Consider the following 18973-nt stretch of genomic DNA (forward strand, 5'->3'; position numbering starts at 1 on the left):
AGGGACGACGCATGCCCGTTTTCGAATTACGACTGGTTCCGGAGGCTTGCCTGCCTGCTGTTCCTGCTCACCCGTTCACTGTTGTTCAGTGTAATTTATTTTCTTCATAATGCGTCCGATCGCCAGAATGTCAACGAACTTCTGATACGCATCGTCAGTTTATGTAATTCTTTTACATAACGCATACGAAGTCGCGAATATTTTCACGACCTCCGGCGTGCGCGCCGATGGCAGGGCCTGTCCGTCCGTCCATTTTCTTTTGAAGATCAGGAGCTTCCGCGGCGCCTGCGTCCGGGCCCGCCGCGCGGCGCGCAAGCTGGCCATGAAAAACGCGCCGGGAAATCGCGCCCCATTTTCGCCGTCCGGCGCGCCGGCGCCGGGTCCGAAAGGCGAATTCCGGGCCCGGCACGAAAAAAGTTTCAGGTCGGCCGGGGTTTCACCACACCGTGCCGCGCGCATCCACCGTTTCGACGCGGGTCACGACGCCGCCGCGATGGAACACCATCCGGTCGAAGAGATTGCTGACCACGCAGGTGTGGTTGGGCACCACCCTGACCCTTTCGCCGACACCGGGAAAGACACCCGTCACATCCTTCAGGTCGACCACCGCATGCTCCTCCGACAGGGAGACGATGCGCGCGCCCTCTAAGCCCTCGATCATGCCGTAGTCGCTGAAGCCCAGGAGGTCGGAGGTCAGGGCCTTCGAGCCGCAATCGAGAACGGCGCGATCGGGCGCCGGCCGGGAGACCACGGTCGCCAGAATGTGCATGGCGAGATCGTCGGCCGTGCAGTGACCGGCCCGAACCATGCTGCGGTCGTTGTAGACATAGGTTCCGGCGCGGTGCTCGGTGGCGGACGGCACCAGATGCGCCGAAAACAGGTCCGGCGAGCCGCCGTTGGAGCGCACCGGGCACGCGATATCCTTCTCCGCCAGCAGGTTCATGGTGCGGGCGATGAATGCCTCGACCCGCTCCGCCCCGCCGGTCGCCGGATAGGTCAGGATGCCGGCAAAGCGCAGGCCGGGGGCGGCCGCGATCTTCTCCGCCAGGGCTGCGGCATCCTCCGGCGTCTGCACGCCGCAGCGGCGGCCGCCGGTGTCGCATTCGACCAGCACCGTCAGCGGCCCGCCCGCATCGAAGGTCCCCGCGAGCCCTTCGACGACCGTGGCGCTGTCGGCAACCACGGCAAGCCGCCCGACCCGTTCATTGAGCGCGCGCAGGCGCGCGAGCTTGGGCGCACCGAGGATGTTGTAGGTGATCAGGATATCGTCGAAACCGGCATCGGCGAATACCTCCGCCTCGCTGATCTTCTGGCAGTTGATGCCGACGGCGCCGGCCTGAAGCTGCTGGCGCGCGATGGCGGCGATCTTGTGCGTCTTGATGTGCGGGCGGAACACCTTGCCGTGCGCCTCGACATAGCGCTGAGCCCTTGCGATGTTCGCGGCCAGACGCTCCTCGTCGATCACGGGCATGGGGGTTGCGACCTGATCGAGCGGCGTGCCGGCTTCCGGCCAGGGATTGAACATGGATACACCTCTATGGTCCTGCTGAAGCGCCGCGACCTGCGGCAGCGGCGGATTGTTATTTATTTTCGTTGAAGCATCTGCTTCCGTTGAAGCTCCCGCGCACTATGCTATGAAATAGCGCTGGAGAGAAATTCATTTTCACGATTTTGGAACTTCGCGCCGCAGCGCCAGCGTTCAGGGAACTCCCATGGATCTTTTTCACGGCCTCTCCGACGAGGACGGCAAGCTGTCCGGGCTGGAGAAGAAACTGGCGCGGCTGGTGCTCGACGACGTCGAGTTCGTGGTCAACTCCTCGATCATCGAGCTGGCCGAGCGGGCGGGCGTTTCGCCGCCGACGGTGACGCGGTTCTGCCGGCGGCTGGGATGCCAGGGCTATTCGGACTTCAAGGTGCAGCTGGCGCGGATGACCTATGTCGGGCTGCGCTACCTGAAGCCGGAGGCCCCGACGGCCACGCCGGAAGAGGTCGCGGAAGACATCGTCACCAAGGCGCAGAACGCGCTGTTCGAGCTGCACCGCCAGCTCGACCTCGCCACGCTGGACAGGGCTGCCCATCTCCTGCGCGGCGCGGAATTCATCCAGGCCTTCGGCGCCAGCGGCAACTCCGCCATGATCGTCAACGAACTGCACAACCGCCTCTTCCGGCTCGGGTGCCGCATCAACGCCTCCAACGACCACAACATGAACGTGATGATGTCGGCCGCCGCGCAGCCGGGCACGGTCGTCTTCGGCTCGTCCTTCACCGGACGCGACCTCGGCCTCGTCCACTGCCTCGAACTGCTCCGCCAGGCCGCCATTCCGACGATCGTCATCACCCAGCCGAACTCCCCGGTGGCCGCAGCCGCCGACGTGGTGATCGCCATCGAACTGCCGGAGGGGAAAAACATCTTCCGCCCCACCTCGACGCGCTACGCCTATCTCGCGGCAATCGACATCCTCGCCAACCTGGTCGCCTATGCCGATCGCACCAAGGCGATCAAGGCGCTGCGCAGCATCAAGGAAGAACTGGTGCGCCATCGCGACGGCGACGACCGCCAGCTGCTGGGCGACTGAGCCCCAGACGGGGACCAGTGCCAGGTCGCGTTTGGGCCGACATTCGTCCGCCGGCACGACGGGCGGGCGTCAGTCGAGCGGCTTGTAGGCGATCACGTCCATCTCGACCTTCGCGTCGACCATCAGCGGCGACTGCACGGTCGAGCGGGCGGGCGGGTGATCGATGAAGTGCTTCTGGAAGACGGCGTTGAAGCTGGAGAAGTCGCGCGCGTCATCCAGCCAGACATTGACCTTGACGACGTCGGCCAGCGTGCAGTCGGCCAGCGCCAGCACGGACTTGATGTTGGCGACGACCTGCTCGGTCTGGGCGACGATGTTGCCGGAAACGACCTCGCCGTCCACCGTCGGCACCTGCCCGGAGACATAGACGAAGTCGCCGGCCCTGACGGCCTTGGCGAAGGGACGACGCTGGCCGCCGGCCTGGTTGTCGGCCGCTTCGAGGCGAACGAGCTTTTTCTGGGACATGAGCGCTCCTGCAATTCATTTTCATATTTTGGTGAATTGGCATGACGATAGCGCCTGAATTCACCGACGTCCATCACACTATGAAAATTATTTCCATATCCCAGGCTGGATCACGGGCCAGTTTGCCGCATTGAATGCGGCAGGCGCGGTGGATATGGTTCCGGTCGCGTCGCAATGGCGCGTTGGGGAAATCATGGTCGGGCGTCTGAGCTTCGTCGAACATTGCATGGTGCGTGCGCTCTGCACGCTCGCCCTGCTGTTCGTCGGCTTCGCGCACAAGCCGGCGATGGCGGCCCCATGGCTGCCGGCTGCGACCGAGCTTGCGCAATACGTGCTGCCGGACGGCACGCTGCCGGTCCTCTGCCTTTCGTCCGAGCACGGCAAGGCCAGCCATGACGGGCAGGACCAGGGCTCGGGCTGCGAGGCCTGCCGGCTCTCGGCCTCCGTTCTGCTGCCGGTGCCGCAAGCGGAGGCCCTTGAGCCGATCCTGCGCGAGATCGCCCGCTCCATGCCGCTCCCGGCCGAAGCGCACCACCGGCAGCTCTTCCCGCCGAACACCGCTCCGCGCGGTCCTCCATCCGGCCCGCAAGCCTGAGCCGCTGCCGCTGATTGCGGCGGCATCTTCAGCCGTGCCGGAAACGGTCTGCCACGAGCGTGCCCGTGTCCGTGCCCCCTTCCGCGCGCATCGACGGCGGCCATCGCCGGACCGCCACCGCCAACAACCCGCCGAAGCGCGCGCCGCGCCGGCGACCCTCACCATCCACCCGCAAACCACATCAAACCCATACTGGAGACAATCATGAAGAAATCGACATCGACGCTTCTCGCCCTCGCCCTGTTGCTGTCCGGTCCGGCCATGGCGCTCGCCCATGACTTCAAGGTCGGGCAGATCGAGATCGACCATCCCCATGCGCGCGCCATGCTCCCCGGGGCAAAGGTGGGCGGCGGCTACCTCAGCATCACCAATGAGGGCGCCGACGACCGCCTCGTCGCGGTCGCCACCGCGCGTGCGGCAAGCGCCCAGCTGCACGAGATGAAGATGGACGGCGGCATCATGGTCATGCGCGAACTGAAGGACGGGGTGGCCGTTCCGGCCGGGGCCACCGTCGAACTCAAGCCCGGCGGCTACCACGTCATGTTCATGAACGTCGCCGAGCCGTTCAAGGAAGGCGAGAAGATCGCGGCGACGCTGACCTTCGAGAAGGCCGGCACCGTCGAGGTGGAGTTCACCGTCGGGCCCGCCGCCGGCGGCGGGCAGGATGCGAACAAGGGACACGGGCAGTGACACGGCACCCTGCCGTCGTTGCGGGGGCCTGGCTGGCGGGCCTCCTCATCGCCGTCCTCGTCGGCGTCATGATCTCGGTTGCCGCCGACAGGAGCAGGCCCGGCCCGTTTCGGGGGCAGTTCGCGCTGGTCGACGACAGGGGCGAGGCCGTCGACCAGTCGATCTTTCATGGAAGCCCGTCCCTCGTCTATTTCGGCTACACCCGCTGCCCGGAGGTCTGCCCGACGACGCTCTACGAGGTCGCCGACTGGCTGAAGGCGATCGGGCCGCGGGGCAAGGGCCTGAAGGCCTATTTCTTCTCGGTCGACCCGGAGCGCGACACGCCGGACGTGATGCACGGCTGCGTGACCGCCTTCACCGACCGCATCCGCGGCATCACCGGCGCGCCGGAGGAAATGCGGAAGGTCGTGGACGGCTGGATGATCCATGCCAGCCGGCTGCCCGGCGCGGACGGGGACTACCACATGCGCCACACCATGTCGCTGCTGCTCGTCGGCGCCGACGGGCGCCTGAAGGCGATGATCCCCTACGGGATGGATCGCGACGCGGCGATTGCGCGCATCGAGGAGACGCTGCTCGCCAGGACAAGCGATCCGGCATGAGAGGCTGCCGGCACCGTTTGTGACAGAATTGGAAAGGAATTGGAAAAGACCGTTACAGCTCTGACATGAGAGCCGGCTAGGGCCTTCCTGCGGCGCGTCCGACAGTCCGAGACGCGCCGGTGCGGAGAAGCGGCCCATGAAAATCATCCAGATCACCGACACCCATTTCAGCCCCGAAAAGACGCATTTCAACGGCAACTGGGCGCCGCTCCTGAACTTCATCGAAGACAGCGGCGCCGATCTCGTCGTCCACACCGGCGACCTGACGGTGGACGGGGCCGACAAGGAAGCCGACATCACCTTTTCGATGGAGCTGATGCGGCAGGTGACGGCGCCGATGCTGATCGTGCCCGGCAACCACGACGTCGGGCATTTCGCGCACATGGACCAGCCGGTCAACGCCGAACGCCTCGCACGCTGGCGCCGCATCGTCGGCGGCGACCGCTTCGTCGAGGACGCGAACGGCTGGCGTCTCGTCGGGCTCAATGCGCTTCTTCTCGGTCACGAGGACGAAGAGGAAGAGGCGCAGTTCGAATGGTTGCGGACCGCATTCGAAGAGCGCGACGGACGCCGGCTGGCGCTGTTTTCCCACAAGCCGCTGTTCGTCGACGCGCTCGACGAGGGCGACACGGGCTACTGGAGCGTTCGGCCGGCGCAGCGCAAGCGGCTCTACGACCTGATCGCCGCCCATGACGTGGCGCTGTTCGCCAGCGGCCACCTGCACTGGGCCTGGCAGGGCCGGTTCGGCAACACCGCGATCACCTGGGGACCTTCGGCCGCCTTCGTCATCGACAAGATCGAGCGCGAGATGCCGGGCGAACGCCTGGTCGGCGCGGTCGTCCACACCTTCGCCGACGACGTCAAAAGCGAGATCGTCGCCGTTCCGGGCATGACCGCGCACGTGATCGACGAGGTGATCCACGAGGTCTATCCGCGCGCGGCGAAGAAGGCGGCGGCGGAATGAGCGCGCTCGTTCTCCGCGACATCGCGAAATCCTTCGGCGGCAACCAGATCCTCAAGGGGGTGACGCTGGAGGCGGAACCGGGCGAGTTCATCGCGCTGGTCGGTCCGTCCGGATGCGGCAAGAGCACCCTCCTGCGCATTCTCGCCGGGCTCGAGACGCCCGTCAGCGGCGAGATCGTGCTTGCCGGCCGCGACATGACCACGGCCCATGCCGCCGACCGCAACATCGCGATGGTCTTCCAGTCCTACGCGCTCTATCCGCATCTGACGGCCGCGCAGAACATCGCCGTGCCGCTGATGATGCGGCGGCTGACGCGCGCCGGGCGCCTGCCTTTTCTCGGTGCCCTGGTGCCCGGCCGGCGCAAGGCGGTTGCGAGCATCCAGCGTGACGTGCGCGAGATGGCGGCGTCGCTCCGGATCGACCACCTGCTCGACCGCAAGCCGGGGCAGATGTCCGGCGGCCAGCGCCAGCGCGTGGCGCTCGCCCGCGCCATGGTGCGCCGTCCCTCGATCTTCCTGATGGACGAGCCGCTGTCCAACCTCGACGCGAACCTGCGCGTCCATGCCCGCGGCGAGATCGTCGACCTGCACCGCCGCGCCGGCGTGCCGACGCTCTACGTCACCCACGACCAGGCCGAGGCGCTGTCGATGGCCGATCGCGTGGCCGTGATGATCGGCGGGTCACTGCTGCAGCTCGCCTCACCGCAGGTGATCTACGACGATCCGCAGCATGTCGAGGTGGCGAAGTTCGTCGGCCAGCCGCGCATCAACCTGATCGCCTCGCAGGTCGAGGAAGGCGGCACGGTGGCGCTGGGCGGCACACGCTGCCGCCTCGCCGACCATGCGGCGGCCGGTTCGGCGGTGACGCTCGGCGTGCGGCCGGAATTCGTCACCGTCATACGCCAGGGCGGCGAAGGCCTGCCGGCCCGCGTCGAGCGCCTGGAATTCCTCGGCTCGGAAGTCATCGTCCATTGCCGGCTCGACGCCATCGGCGAGACCATGGTCGCCAAGGTGAGCCCGGCCGAAGCGGCCGGTCTTTCCGCGGGCACGCCGGTGCGGCTCCATGCCGACGCCCGGCGCATCTTCGTCTTTTCCGCGGACGGCGGCCGCCTGGCGGCCGCGCCGCTCTCCGACACCGTCGTGCGGGAGGCGCTGCATGGCTGATCTCGCCGCCCCTTCTGCCGGACTTGCGCGCGCCGTGCCGCGCGCCGCCACGCCGGAACGGCGCGAGGCGCGCATCGCCTGGCTGCTCGCCGCACCCGCGCTGCTGCTCGTGCTCGTCTTCATCGTCCTGCCGGTCGCCGCGGTGATCGGCCTCGGCTTCACCGATTTCGAGCTCGGCTATGCCGACTTCCGCTTCGTGGGTTTCGAAAACTATGCCGAGCTTTTCGGCGACCGCACCTTCCTGCGCTCGCTCGGCAACACCGCCGTCTATGCCGGCGTCGTCACCCCCGTCTCCATCTTCCTGGCGCTCGCTCTCGCCATGCTGATCGAGGCGGAAGGCATCGGCCGGTCCTTCTTCCGCACCGCCTATTTCCTGCCGGTGGCCTCGCTGCTGGTGGCGATGGCGACGGTCTGGCAGTATCTCTTCCACCCGACCATCGGCCCGATCAACGCGATGCTGGCGACGTTCGGGATTGCCGGCCCGAACTGGCTCGGCGCGTCCTCGACCGTGCTCTACAGCCTGGCCATCATCGGCATCTGGCAATCGGTCGGCTTCAACCTCGTGCTCTTCCTCGCCGGCCTCACCGCCATACCGCGCGAACTCTATGCCGCGGCCGAGGTCGACGGGGCGAAGTCCGCCTGGGATCGCTTCCGGCTGGTCACCTGGCCGATGCTGGGACCGACGACGCTGTTCGTCACGACCATCAGCATCATCAATTCGGTGAAGGTCTTCGAGACGGTCAAGACGCTCACCGAAGGGGGGCCGAACAAGGCCTCGGAGGTGCTGCTCTTCACCATCTACCAGGAGGGTTTCGTCTATCTGCGCGTCGGCTACGCCTCGGCGATGACGGTGGTCTTCCTCGCCATCCTCGTCGTGCTGATGGTCCTGCAGTACCGCGCCCAGGACCGGCAGGTGCACTACGCATGACCGCTTCCAGCCTCACGCCCGGGCGCATCGCCCGCCTGTCCGTCCTCGGCTTCGGCGCCGCCGTCTTCCTCGCGCCCTACGTCTTCATGGTCTCGACGGCCGGCAAGGCGCAGAGCGACATCTTCACCGCGTCGCTGTCGCTGATCCCGCAACAATGGTTCTACGTGCAGAACTTCGCCAAGGCGCTGTCGCGGGTCTCCATGGGGACGCTGCTGATGAACGGGGTCCTCGTCTGCGCCCTGATCCTCGCCTTCCAGGTGGTGATCGCCATTCCCTGCGCCTACGCCATGGCGAAGCTGCGTTTCCGCGCCGCCCGCGCCATGATGGTGCTGGTCATGCTCGGCCTGCTGGTGCCGATCCACGCCACGGCGCTGCCGCTCTATGTCGCCTTCGACCGCGCCGGCGCGCTCAACAGCTACGTGGCGCTGGTGGCGCCCTTCACCATCTCGGTGTTCGGCATCTTCCTGTTCCTGCAGTTCTTCCGCGCCATGCCGGACGATCTCATCCATGCCGCGCGTCTGGACGGCATGAGCGAGCCCGGCATCATCGCCCGCGTGATCGTGCCCAATGCCTTTCCGGCCATCACCGCGTTCTCGATCTTCTCGGTCGTCGCGCACTGGAACGACCTCTACTGGCCGCTGATCGTGGTCTCGAACCAGGCCTATGCGACGCCGCCGCTCGGCCTGCTCTACTTCCGCGCCGCCGAGGCCGGGGACGACTACGGCGCGCTGATGGCCGCCACGCTGATCATCACCTTCCCGCTCGTCGCCGCGTTCCTGTTCGCACAGAAGCGCTTCGTCGAGGGCATAACCATGACCGGTCTCAAGGGTTGACCGGCCTTTCACCAGGAGCCATGCGATGAAGCACTTCAGCACATTCCTTGCCGCCGCGGCGGTGACCCTGTCGGTATCGCTGCCGGCCCGGGCCGAGACGACGCTGACCGTCCACTATCCGATGCCGGGCTTCTTCAAGGACGTGATGGACACGATCTCGAAGAAGTTCATGGAGGAGAACCCGGACATCAAGATCCAGTTCGCCAACCCGTCCGCCACTTACGAGGAAGGCATCCAGACCATCATGCGCCAGGCCGGCACCGACGAGATGCCGGACATCACCTTCATCGGCCTCAACCGCCTGCGCATGGCCAACGAGCGCGACATTCCCGTCGACATGGGCCCGATGATCGCCAAGGACAAGGCGACGATGGCCGAGCAGGGCTTTTCGGACAACATCCTCAAGCTCGCCCAGGTGGGCGGCAAGCAGGTCGGCCTCGCCTTCGCCACGTCCAACCCGATCATGTACTACAACGCCGACCTGGTGAAGGCGGCCGGCGGCAACCCGGACGAGCCGCCGAAGACCTGGGACGAGGTCATCGCGCTCGGCGCCAAGATCAAGGCGCTCGGCGACGGCGTCGATTCCGTCGACTTCCGCTGGCAGGGCGACGACTGGATGTTCTCCGCGCTCCTGTTCGGCGCCGGCGGCACGATGCTTTCCGAGGACGAGAGCGAAGTGGCCTTCAACGGCCCGGCCGGCCAGCAGGCCATGAATGTGGTCGACCGCCTGGTCAAGGAGGCCGGCATGCCGGTCTTCACCAAGCAGGCCGGCGAGCAGGCCTTCGTCGCCGGCAAGGTCGGCTTCGCCTTCCAGACCACCGGCGCGCTGCGCAACACGATCAAGAACGTCGGCGGCAAGTTCGACCTGCGCACGGCCGAGATCCCGCTGCTCGACCCCGTCAACGGCAAGCTGCCGACCGGCGGCAATGCCGTCGTCATCCTGACGCACGACGAAGCCAGGCAGGACGCCGCCTGGAAATTCGCCAAGTTCGCCGCCGGCCCCTACGGCGCCTCGGTCGTCGTTCCGGGCACCGGCTACGTGCCGAACAACGAGCTCGCCGCCAAATCTCCGGAATATCTCGGCGACTTCTACAAGCAGAACCCGCTGTTCCAGGCCGGGCTGAAGCAGATGCCGCGGATGATCCCCTGGTACGCTTTCCCCGGCTCCAACGGCGTCCGCGTCACCCAGACCATCGTCGACAACACCTCGCGCGTCGTCGACCAGTCGGCCACGCCGGAAGAGGCTTTGGACGACGCCGCCAACGAGGTGAAGCGCCTGCTGCCGCGCAGCTGAGCGGCTGCCACGACCTGACCAGCGAGGGCCGTCGTCCGTTCCGGGGCGGCGGCCTTCTCGTTGCCAACTACACGGCGCGCACCGTGCCGCCGCGGCGCAGCAAATGGTCCAGGGCGAAGTGGCGGGGCGGGGCGCCGTTCTCGGCGATGTCGAGCAGCAGCGAGGCTGCCGTCGTGCCCATGCTGGCATCGGGCATTTCGATCGTCGTCAGCGGCGGGTCGAGCATCTGCCCCATCTCGATGCCGTCGAAGCCTGCGACCGAGACATCGCGCGGCACGCACAGCCCCTCCCGCCGCAGCGCGCCGATGACGCCGAAGGCCAGGAGATCGTTCGAGGCGATGATCGCGGTCGGCGAAGACCGGGCGAGCACGGTATCGAGCTCGAGCTGGCTGTAGCCGCCGACGAAGGCGATCTGCAGGGGCTCGAGCGGGTCGACACCCGCCTCCGCCATCGCCTGCAGGTAGCCGTCATGCCGCGACCGGGCGCGGTCGGAGGCGGTGAAGTTTCCGGAGATGAACAGGATCCGGCGATGGCCGAGATCCAGCAGGTACCGGGTCAATTCGTAGCCCGCGGCGACGTTGTCGACGCAGACGGCCGCCGGAAACGCGGCCGTCGGGCGATTGCCGAGGAGGACGGTGGGCGGCAGGTCGGACGGCAGGTGCGCGTTCGCCCCCGGGTCGCACAGGGTCAGGATCAGCCCGGTCGGCCGGTCGTTCAGAAGCGCCTTTACGGCATCGGCCTCGCGCGCGGGATCGTAGTGGGACTGGGCGATCACGACGCCATGGCCGGCAACCAGCATCCGGTTCTCGATGCTGGAGAGGGAGGAGGAAAAGACGGGATTGGTGATGCTCGGCACGAGCACGCCGATGACCCGCCGCCCGGCCTTCCCGCCGGCGGGCGACTGGCGATAGCCGAGTTCGGCGGCTGCGCGCCGCACCTTGCGGATCATGGCGTCGCTGACGCAGCCGTTGCGGGTGAGCGCACGGCTGGCGGTCGCGACCGAGCAGCCCGCTCTCAACGCCACTTCCTGCAGCGTAGTCATCGAACATCCCTTCCGGCCGACACCGCCCATGGCCGACCAGGCGTGGTTTTCACGGTTTCTCATGAAAGATTTGTGTCAGGCGCGCCGGCCGACATCCGCACGGTCCGCATCCATCCGCCAGCACTGGAAAGTTTGTCCCGAAATATCTATAAGCAGGAAATTCGGCCACAAAGGAGACAGCCATGCGCGAGGTCGGCTTCATCATGGAGGACGGATTCCAGGTGATGGGCCTGGCCGCCCTGTCCGCCTTCGAATTTGCCAACGAGACGCTCGGCGCCGATACCTATCGGCTGACGGTGATGTCGGAGAAGGGCGGCACCGTTTTCTCCTCGCTCGGCATCCGCATCGAGACGCAGCCGCTCGGGGCCTTCCCCGATACGCTCATGGTCGTGGGCGAACTGGTGCCGCGCCGGGCCTCGCCCGGCCTGCGCGACTACCTCAAGACGGCCGGGCACGAATCACGGCGGGTCGCGGGCGTCTGCACGGGCGCCTTTCTTCTGGCGGAGGCCGGCCTGCTCGACGGCCGCGGCGCGACCACCCACTGGGCGCATGCCAGGGCCCTGCAGGAACGCTTTCCCCAGATCGCCGTCAACGAGGACCGCATCTTCGTCAATGACAGCAACATCTGGACCTCGGCCGGCATGAGCGCCGCCATCGACCTGACCCTGGCGCTGATCGAGGAGGACCACGGCGCGGAGCTGGCGCGCTCGATCGCGCGGAAACTGGTGGTCTACCATCGTCGCCCCGGCGGCCAGTCGCAGTTTTCCGCGCTTCTGGAACTGGAACCGCGTTCGGACCGCGTGCGCCGGGCCTTGGTCTATGCCAAGGAACACCTTCGCAACGCGCTCAGCGTCGAGGAACTGGCCGAGGCGGCCAGCCTCAGCCCGCGCCAGTTCAGCCGCATCTTCCGCGAGGAGACCGGTCAGTCGCCCGCAAAAGCGGTCGAACGGCTGCGGCTCGAGGCTGCGAAGGTGATGCTGGAGGACGGGCGGCACTCCATGGACATCGTCGCGCGTGATACCGGATTTGCCGACCGCGACCGAATGCGGCGGGCGTTCCTGCGCTTCTTCGGCCAGCCGCCGCAGAGCCTGCGCCGCAGCCTTCGCCTGATCGAAGGCGACAGCACGGAGGACGCCGCCTGAATCGCGACCCTCGCCATGTCCTAAATTGACGTTTCTATGTCATTTGAGACACGACAGGCATGGGCCATGATCCTTCCATCGAAACCGGCCGCGACCGCAGCCCGGCGCGACACCCGAAGGAGCCAGGATCATGCAGACCACCGACAACACCATCTTCATCACCGGCGGCACGTCCGGCATCGGCCGGGGGCTGGCGGAAGCCTTCCACAAGCTCGGCAATAAGGTCATCATCGCAGGCCGCCGCAAGAAGCTGCTGGACGAGGTCGCCGCCGCCAATCCCGGCATCGAGGGCATCGAGCTCGACATCGCCGATCCGGCGGACATCGATCGCGTGGCCGCCCGGCTGATCCGTGAGTATCCGAGCCTCAACGTGCTCATCAACAATGCCGGCATCATGCCGTTCGACGACGCCGGCGGCCGGATCGACGACGCGCAGTCGCGCAGCATCATCGACACCAACCTTTTGGGCCCCATCCGCCTGACCTCGGCGCTGATCGAGCACCTGAAGCGGCAGCCGCGGGCCACCATCATCCACAACACCTCCGTGCTGGCCTATGTGCCGCTCGCCAGCACCGCGGTCTATTCCGCCGCCAAGGCGGCGCTGCATTCCTACGCGCTCTCGCAGCGCTTCCAGCTGCGCAACACCAACGTGACGGTGCAGGAAATTGCGCCGCCGTGGGTCGATACCGACCTGATCAGGAAGAGCGGCGATCCGCGCGCCATGCCGCTCGACATCTTCATCGAAAAGACCATGGCCGGCCTGGCCACGGATGCCGAGGAGGTGATCGTCGACGAGATCCGCGCGCTGCGGGACAATCCGGGAAGCGGCGAACATGCATTCGTCCACGGCTTCAACGAATCCGTCGTCGCCAACCCCATCCCCGTCTGAGCGGAAGGGCCGGACCGGCTGCCCGAAGGGGCGGCCGGTCCGGAAGCAGTCTCTCGCCAAGGCCGCCGCCGCAGTGCATGGCGGCGGCCGGTCTACCAGCGGCGACCCCTGACCAGCATGGGGGCGTATTCCACCACGAAGAGGCCGAACGCGACGAGCCACAGGACGCCGGACACGGCGTAGATCTCGGCGGCATGGTCGGGCAGGAGACCGGCGGCCGGCCGGGCGAATGCGCAAAGGACGATCGCGGCATAGGATATCGTGGTCAGTCCGGATGCCGTCAGGTCGCGCCCGGTATGGCCGCGGGTCGCCCGGGTCATCACGGCGACCATCATGGTCGCGACCGCCCCGATCGTCATGACGTGCAGCGTCGAGGTCGGATCGACAAGGTCGATGGCCGACAACGAGATCGCCAGAAAGCCCAGCGGCACGAAGACATAGGCGACGTGCAGGACGGCGACGAGCATTTCCGCCGCTGTCGTCCAGCCGCGCCAGCGCAGCAGCCGTACCGCATGGAATGCCGCGGCCGCGGCCGCACCGATCGCCGTCACCCGGCTGTCCGGCAGCGCGATCCAGAGGCCCAGCGCGGCGATGCCGATGGCGATCGCGCTCGCGTCGAAGCGGTTGTAGGCAACGGGAAAGTCCGTCCGGCCCTGCTTGTTGATCCAGTTGCGGGTGAAACTCGGAATGATCCGGCCGCCGATCACCATCACCAGACCGACATAGGCTGTGATCGCAAGACGATAGGCCCGATCGGGATGGTCTCCCATGAGGACTTCGTAGTGGAAGCCGGCATTGGCAATCGACAGGGCAAGAAGACCGGCGATGACTTTCAGGTCGTTCCACTTCTTGCCGGCAACGACTTCGCGCACGCAAATGAAGAGGAGCGCGGGCAGGAAGATCATGTCGGCCAGGACGGCGAGATCGACCCCGATGACATCCGACGCCAGGAACGCGATCCGGCCGAGGGCCCAAAGCGAGAAAAGGCCAAGCAACGGCCAGCCCGAGACCGGCAGGCGTCCGGTCCAGTTCGGCACGGCCGTCAGCAGGAAGCCCGCCAGGACGGCCGAGGCGTAGCCGAAGAGCATCTCGTGCGCATGCCAGTGATGGGCGCCGTACTCCGTGGCGAAGTCGACGACGCCCGAGAGCGCTGCGATCCACAGCACCATGGCGGCGATCGCCCAGAGCGCGCCTCCGAGGAAGAAAGGACGGAAACCGTAGGAAAAGAGTATAGGCCCGGTGCGCGCCAGCCCACGCGGCATGCCGCCAGTCCTTACCTGTGATGTCGAAGTGCCAGTCATGCGATCGCTCCTGTATTCAGGGCGATCCCTAAACAAAATGTCGCACCCTTCTTTGATATCTCGCAAGCAATCGCGCAGTAAAGTTTGCGGGGGATCAAAGACCACTTTGGCGCGTGGCGTAGATTTTTCTCCAACGGAACGGGATAGCCCGCTCCTGTTCAAGGAGAAGACCATGACTGAACAACTCCAGATGACCAGACGCTCGATGTTGGCTGGCGCTGCGTTCGCGGGGGCGATGATCCCGATCATTACAGCTACGTTCGCCCAGGCCGCCGAGGAGGCTCCTGCCGTAGAGATGAAACCGGCCGACCTGTCGGCGCTCGAGCACGTCAAGGTCGAGCTCGTCAAGCCGCCCTTCGTGCACGAGCACACCCAGAAGGCCGTGGGCGGCCCCAAGGTCGTCGAGTTCACGCTGACGATCGAGGAAAAGAAGATGATCCTCGACGACGCCGGAACCGAAGTCAACGCCATGACCTTCAACGGTTCGGTCCCCGGCCCGCTGATGGTGGTCCACCAGAACGACTACGTCCAGGTGACCCTCGTCAATCCCGAGACCAACACCCTGCAGCACAACATCGACTTCCATTCGTCGACCGGTGCGCTGGGCGGCGGCGGACTGACGATCGTCAACCCGGGTGAAAGCGCGGTCCTGCGCTTCAAGGCCACCAAGGCCGGCGTCTTCGTCTACCATTGCGCACCTCCCGGAATGGTCCCCTGGCACGTCACCTCGGGCATGAACGGCGCAATCATGGTCCTGCCGCGCGAAGGCCTGACGGACGGTCACGGCAACGAACTCGTCTACGACCGCGTCTACTATGTCGGCGAACAGGACTTCTACGTTCCGAAGGACGAGAACGGAAAGTACAAGAAGTACGAGAGCCCCGGCGACGCCTATGCCGATACGCTCGAAGTCATGCGCACGCTGACCCCGAGCCACATCGTCTTCAACGGTGCCGTCGGTGCGCTGACCGGCGAGAACGCCCTGAAGGCCGCCGTCGGCGAGCGGGTGCTGATCGTCCATTCGCAGGCCAACCGCGACACCCGTCCGCACCTGATCGGCGGCCACGGCGACTACGTCTGGCAGACCGGCAAGTTCAACAACGTGCCGGATCGCGACCAGGAAACCTGGTTCATCCCGGGCGGCACGGCGGGTGCTGCGTTCTACACCTTCCAGCAGCCCGGCATCTACGCCTACGTGAACCACAACCTGATCGAGGCGTTCGAACTTGGTGCGGCGGCACACTTCACCGTCACCGGCGACTGGAACGACGATCTCATGACGGCGGTCAAGGCTCCCTCGCAGAGCTGAGTCATGAGACCCGTGCGGGCCACCACTCTCGGCCCGCATACCTTGCTGCCGCACGTCCGCGTGCGGCAGCGCCTTTTCATCGTCTGGCCCGTCCGGCCATACGAGCCGTTTCGCCTTCGGGGGCCCAAATGTCGATTTTCCCCGCCTATCTCTCCCGCCCGTTCCTCCAGACGCTTCTTCCCGTGGCGATCATCGCCGGACTTGTCGGCGGCATCGCCCACCAGACCGGCTTTCTGGCCGAGCCCCCGGCCACGGCCCAGCTCTTCCAGCCGCAGACCGTCACGATCCCGCCGCGGACGTTCAGCTACCGCGAGGACGGCGAGTTCCTCAAGGCCAACTACGTCACCGACGCGCCGATGCGGACCGTCACGATGCGCCGGCCGTTGATCATCATGAAGCATCAGGTCTCCCTGGCCGAATACACCGCCTGCGTTTCCGAAGGCGCCTGCAGCGCGCCGGCCGGCGTGTCGCACGATCTCGGCAACGTCCCGGTGACGGGCGTCAACTTCGACGATGCCCGCGCCTATGCGCGGTGGCTGTCGGACAAGACGGGTGAGGTCTGGAGCCTGCCGACCGACGAGCAACTGGCCTTCGCAGCCGGCAAGAGCTTCCCCGACGACGCGTTCGGCATCGAGGACGACGCAAGCAACCCGGCCATTCGCTGGCTCGCGGACTATCGCCGCGAGGCGGCGGAGCGTTCGAAGCGTGACCCGGTTCCGCGCATTCTCGGAAGTTTCGGGGAGAACGAGTACGGCCTGTCCGACTTCGGCGGCAACGTCTGGGAATGGACGAACACCTGCCATCGCCGGGTGGAGCTCGACGCGGACAACATGATCCTTCGCAGCGAGGACCTCTGCGGCGTCTATGTCACCGTCGGCAATCACCGCGCGCCGATGACGTCGTTCATCAAGGATCCCAAGGGCGGCGGCTGCGCGGTCGGCACCCCGCCGGACAATCTCGGCTTCCGGCTGGTCAGGTCGACGCAATGGTATGCGCCGCTCCTGAAGGCGCTGCGGGACCGGGGGATCGCACTGTAGCACCGGGAGAGCCGCACGGCGCGGACCGCTCCGCGTCATTCTGATCCATGTCAATGCAAGCATTCGACGAAGCTGCTGCCTTGCGCTGATGCCGCCGCCGGTCGTAAAACCGTGCGGTGGCAGCGAGGGAGAGGCAACAGTGAAGATCGACAAGAGCCTGGTCAGGTCCATCCCGCTCTTCGACCGGATGAGCGATGCCGATCTCGACAAATTCCTCGGCCACGCCATCTCCCGCCGCGTCCCCGTCGGCGAGGCGGTTTTCGAACAGGGCGCGGCCGCCACGCATTTCTTCCTGCTGCTGCATGGCCGGCTGAAGGTCACGCAGGTCACCGAGGACGGCCAGCAGATCATCGTCCGTGTCGTCCATCCGGGCGACCTGTTCGGCTTTGCCAAGGCGCTGCAGCGCTCGGACTATCCGGGCACGGCCCTGGCCGTGGCCGAGAGCATCGCGCTCTGCTGGCCGACCGAGCTCTGGCCGCAGTTCGTCGATCGAAACCCGCGCCTCGCGGTGACCGCCATGCAGACGATCGGCCAGCGCCTGGAGGAGGCGCACACCCGCATCCGCGAAATGTCGACCCAGGAGGTCGAGCGCCGCGTCGCGCACGCCGTCCTTCGCCTCGCCAACCAGGCGGGCCGGAAGGAGGGATCGGGCGTGCGGATCGATTTTCCCATCTCGCGCCAGGACATCGCCGAGATGACCGGAACGACCCTGCACACCGTTTCCCGGATCCTGAGCGCCTGGGAGGCCAAGGGACTGGTCGAGGGCGGCCGCCAGAAGCTTATCGTCCTCGACATCAACGGACTGGCGGCGCTGGCGGACCACGTCAAGGAATAGGCGGCGGACCGCCGCGTTCACGCCAATGTTTGCGCTGTGTCAAAGATGACATGGCCAGTCGGGATAATCTGCTCCTGACGAAGCCGCTAGGGCTTCCGAGCCAGGAGTAAAGAAATGAAGACGTTCCTTCGTACTTTGGCGGGCGCCGCTTTTTTGACCGCCGCACTGGGCGGCTACGCCGTCGCCGCCGATCATGAGATCCACATGCTGAACAAGGGCAAGGACGGCGCGATGGTGTTCGAGCCCGCCTCCCTGAAGATCGCCGCGGGCGATACGGTTTCCTTCGTGCCGACCGACAAGTCCCACAATGCCGAAAGCGTCAAGGACCTGATCCCGGACGGCGCGCAGCCCTTCAAGGGCAAGATGAACGAAGCCATCAAGGTCACCTTCGACTTGCCCGGCGCCTATGCGGTCAAGTGCGCACCGCATGTGGGCATGGGCATGATCGCCCTCGTCGTGGTCGGCGATGCGCCGGCGAACGCCGACGCCATCAAGTCCGCGAAACTGCCCAAGAAGGCGCGCGACCGCCTCGACGCGGAAATCGCCGCAACCGGGCTCTAGTTTCGAAGTCGGACGCATCACAAGGATGGCCCCGCAAGGGGCCGTCCGCTTTCCCGGCCATGCCGGGCCAACCCGCCGCCTCTCCGGAAAAACAGCCATGGATATCGTCGACGATCTGCGCGTTCACCTCGGCTATCTGAGCCGGACCGTGCTGTTGCAGGTGCGGGACCATGACGTCCGGCGGGACCACGACGGGATCCATGCGGAGACGGAGGGGCGCTGCCGCGAGGACGACGGATCGGCCGCCCCGTCGACACCGTCCGCCGATCGCTCGCCGGCAGCAGGCAGGGGCCGCCGCGTTCCCTAGGCGTCCTCCGATTCTACGTCTTGTTTGCCCCGCGACAAAAAGATGCGGGCGACAGGCCGATAGTCTCGAAGGATCGGGGGCGCGCCGGCCCGGTCCCCGATATCCCGACCGGGGGCCGATGGAAAACAACATGTCGAATTCCGAGAACATACCGCTGATCGACGTCAGGACGATTGCTCCGCAGGAGCGCCACCCCAGGATCTTCGGGGTGCTGACCGCCCTTGCGCCCGGCGGCATGATGCACGTCGCGAGCGACCACGACCCGCGGCCGCTGCACTACCAGATCGAGACCCGCTATCCCGAGCAGTTCGAATGGACCTATCTCGAGCAGGGCCCGGCCGTATGGCGGGTGTCGATCAAGAGGCACGACAGCTCGGGCTGCGACTGCTGCTGCGGTCACTGAGCAGGACACCTTTTCCGACGGGGCGATGACGATGCCT

21 protein-coding genes are annotated in these 18973 nt (G+C 66.3%); 17 read left to right on the plus strand and 4 right to left on the minus strand.

From position 1 onward, the window contains the following. Nucleotides 1-436 precede the first annotated feature (436 nt). Nucleotides 437-1525, minus strand: a complete 1089-nt coding sequence (locus P0086_RS07780) for a D-TA family PLP-dependent enzyme (RefSeq protein ID WP_275784261.1) — start codon at nucleotides 1523-1525, stop codon at nucleotides 437-439. A gap of 187 nt (nucleotides 1526-1712) precedes the next feature. On the opposite strand from P0086_RS07780, the gene P0086_RS07785 reads away from it, so the two are divergent. Continuing rightward, on the plus strand, nucleotides 1713-2576 hold the full coding sequence (locus P0086_RS07785) for a MurR/RpiR family transcriptional regulator (RefSeq protein WP_112597928.1): 864 nt from the start codon (nucleotides 1713-1715) through the stop codon (nucleotides 2574-2576). A gap of 69 nt (nucleotides 2577-2645) precedes the next feature. Here P0086_RS07785 and P0086_RS07790 read toward each other — a convergent pair whose 3' ends face one another. After that, nucleotides 2646-3041: a RidA family protein gene (locus P0086_RS07790; RefSeq protein WP_112610212.1), complete on the minus strand. Its 396-nt coding sequence runs from the start codon at nucleotides 3039-3041 to the stop codon at nucleotides 2646-2648. A gap of 193 nt (nucleotides 3042-3234) precedes the next feature. Between P0086_RS07790 and P0086_RS07795 the strand changes: the two genes are divergently transcribed. From P0086_RS07795 to P0086_RS07830, 8 genes are all read left to right on the plus strand, one after another. Beyond that, entirely contained in the window at nucleotides 3235-3636 is a 402-nt protein-coding gene (locus P0086_RS07795) for a hypothetical protein (protein WP_275784264.1), read from the plus strand. Nucleotides 3637-3840: 204 nt separating this feature from the next. Further along, nucleotides 3841-4326, plus strand: coding sequence for a copper chaperone PCu(A)C (locus P0086_RS07800; RefSeq protein ID WP_275784266.1), 486 nt, complete (start codon nucleotides 3841-3843; stop codon nucleotides 4324-4326). Continuing rightward, nucleotides 4323-4928, plus strand: a complete 606-nt coding sequence (locus P0086_RS07805) for an SCO family protein (RefSeq protein WP_275784269.1) — start codon at nucleotides 4323-4325, stop codon at nucleotides 4926-4928. Before P0086_RS07800 ends, P0086_RS07805 begins: the two co-directional genes overlap by 4 nt. 136 nt (nucleotides 4929-5064) lie before the next feature. Continuing rightward, entirely contained in the window at nucleotides 5065-5892 is an 828-nt protein-coding gene (locus P0086_RS07810) for a metallophosphoesterase (RefSeq protein ID WP_275784272.1), read from the plus strand. Next, a complete protein-coding gene (locus P0086_RS07815) occupies nucleotides 5889-7055 on the plus strand; it encodes an ABC transporter ATP-binding protein (RefSeq protein WP_275784274.1) in 1167 nt (388 codons plus the stop codon). The genes P0086_RS07810 and P0086_RS07815 overlap by 4 nt, the downstream gene beginning before the upstream one ends. After that, nucleotides 7048-7983, plus strand: a complete 936-nt coding sequence (locus tag P0086_RS07820) for a sugar ABC transporter permease (protein ID WP_275784275.1) — start codon at nucleotides 7048-7050, stop codon at nucleotides 7981-7983. The genes P0086_RS07815 and P0086_RS07820 overlap by 8 nt, the downstream gene beginning before the upstream one ends. Beyond that, nucleotides 7980-8816 (plus strand): carbohydrate ABC transporter permease, encoded by an 837-nt coding sequence (locus P0086_RS07825; RefSeq protein WP_275784277.1) that lies wholly within the window; start codon nucleotides 7980-7982, stop codon nucleotides 8814-8816. The genes P0086_RS07820 and P0086_RS07825 overlap by 4 nt, the downstream gene beginning before the upstream one ends. Nucleotides 8817-8841: 25 nt before the next feature. Beyond that, on the plus strand, nucleotides 8842-10110 hold the full coding sequence (locus tag P0086_RS07830; protein WP_275784279.1) for an ABC transporter substrate-binding protein: 1269 nt from the start codon (nucleotides 8842-8844) through the stop codon (nucleotides 10108-10110). Between the two features lie 67 nt (nucleotides 10111-10177). Here P0086_RS07830 and P0086_RS07835 read toward each other — a convergent pair whose 3' ends face one another. After that, nucleotides 10178-11152, minus strand: coding sequence for a substrate-binding domain-containing protein (locus P0086_RS07835; protein ID WP_275784281.1), 975 nt, complete (start codon nucleotides 11150-11152; stop codon nucleotides 10178-10180). Nucleotides 11153-11334: 182 nt separating this feature from the next. Here P0086_RS07835 and P0086_RS07840 point away from each other — a divergent pair, with 182 nt between their 5' ends. Further along, nucleotides 11335-12294: a GlxA family transcriptional regulator gene (locus P0086_RS07840; protein WP_275784283.1), complete on the plus strand. Its 960-nt coding sequence runs from the start codon at nucleotides 11335-11337 to the stop codon at nucleotides 12292-12294. A 130-nt stretch (nucleotides 12295-12424) separates the two neighbouring features. Further along, on the plus strand, nucleotides 12425-13183 hold the full coding sequence (locus P0086_RS07845; RefSeq protein ID WP_112597954.1) for an SDR family NAD(P)-dependent oxidoreductase: 759 nt from the start codon (nucleotides 12425-12427) through the stop codon (nucleotides 13181-13183). Between the two features lie 92 nt (nucleotides 13184-13275). Here the strand turns inward: P0086_RS07845 and P0086_RS07850 are convergent, their stop codons facing one another. Then, nucleotides 13276-14484: an NnrS family protein gene (locus P0086_RS07850; RefSeq protein ID WP_275784286.1), complete on the minus strand. Its 1209-nt coding sequence runs from the start codon at nucleotides 14482-14484 to the stop codon at nucleotides 13276-13278. A 172-nt stretch (nucleotides 14485-14656) separates the two neighbouring features. Between P0086_RS07850 and nirK the strand changes: the two genes are divergently transcribed. The 6 genes from nirK (at nucleotide 14657) to P0086_RS07880 (ending at nucleotide 18936) form a co-directional block, all read left to right on the plus strand. Continuing rightward, nucleotides 14657-15793 carry a copper-containing nitrite reductase gene (nirK, locus tag P0086_RS07855; protein WP_275784288.1) on the plus strand — a complete coding sequence of 379 codons (1137 nt, stop codon included), beginning with the start codon at nucleotides 14657-14659 and terminating at the stop codon, nucleotides 15791-15793. 128 nt (nucleotides 15794-15921) lie between these two features. Beyond that, nucleotides 15922-16830 carry a formylglycine-generating enzyme family protein gene (locus tag P0086_RS07860; protein WP_275784290.1) on the plus strand — a complete coding sequence of 303 codons (909 nt, stop codon included), beginning with the start codon at nucleotides 15922-15924 and terminating at the stop codon, nucleotides 16828-16830. A 139-nt stretch (nucleotides 16831-16969) separates the two neighbouring features. After that, complete coding sequence (locus P0086_RS07865) at nucleotides 16970-17665, plus strand: Crp/Fnr family transcriptional regulator (protein WP_112597962.1); 696 nt, start codon at nucleotides 16970-16972, stop codon at nucleotides 17663-17665. A 114-nt stretch (nucleotides 17666-17779) separates the two neighbouring features. Continuing rightward, nucleotides 17780-18226 carry a pseudoazurin gene (locus P0086_RS07870; protein ID WP_275784293.1) on the plus strand — a complete coding sequence of 149 codons (447 nt, stop codon included), beginning with the start codon at nucleotides 17780-17782 and terminating at the stop codon, nucleotides 18224-18226. A gap of 97 nt (nucleotides 18227-18323) precedes the next feature. Then, nucleotides 18324-18533: a hypothetical protein gene (locus P0086_RS07875; RefSeq protein WP_275784295.1), complete on the plus strand. Its 210-nt coding sequence runs from the start codon at nucleotides 18324-18326 to the stop codon at nucleotides 18531-18533. A 130-nt stretch (nucleotides 18534-18663) separates the two neighbouring features. After that, nucleotides 18664-18936, plus strand: a complete 273-nt coding sequence (locus P0086_RS07880) for a DUF2249 domain-containing protein (protein ID WP_162702427.1) — start codon at nucleotides 18664-18666, stop codon at nucleotides 18934-18936. Nucleotides 18937-18973 lie beyond the last annotated feature (37 nt).

It is taken from the genome of Mycoplana sp. MJR14 (genome assembly GCF_029210525.1).
In the GTDB taxonomy this organism is placed as follows: Bacteria; Pseudomonadota; Alphaproteobacteria; order Rhizobiales; family Rhizobiaceae; genus Mycoplana.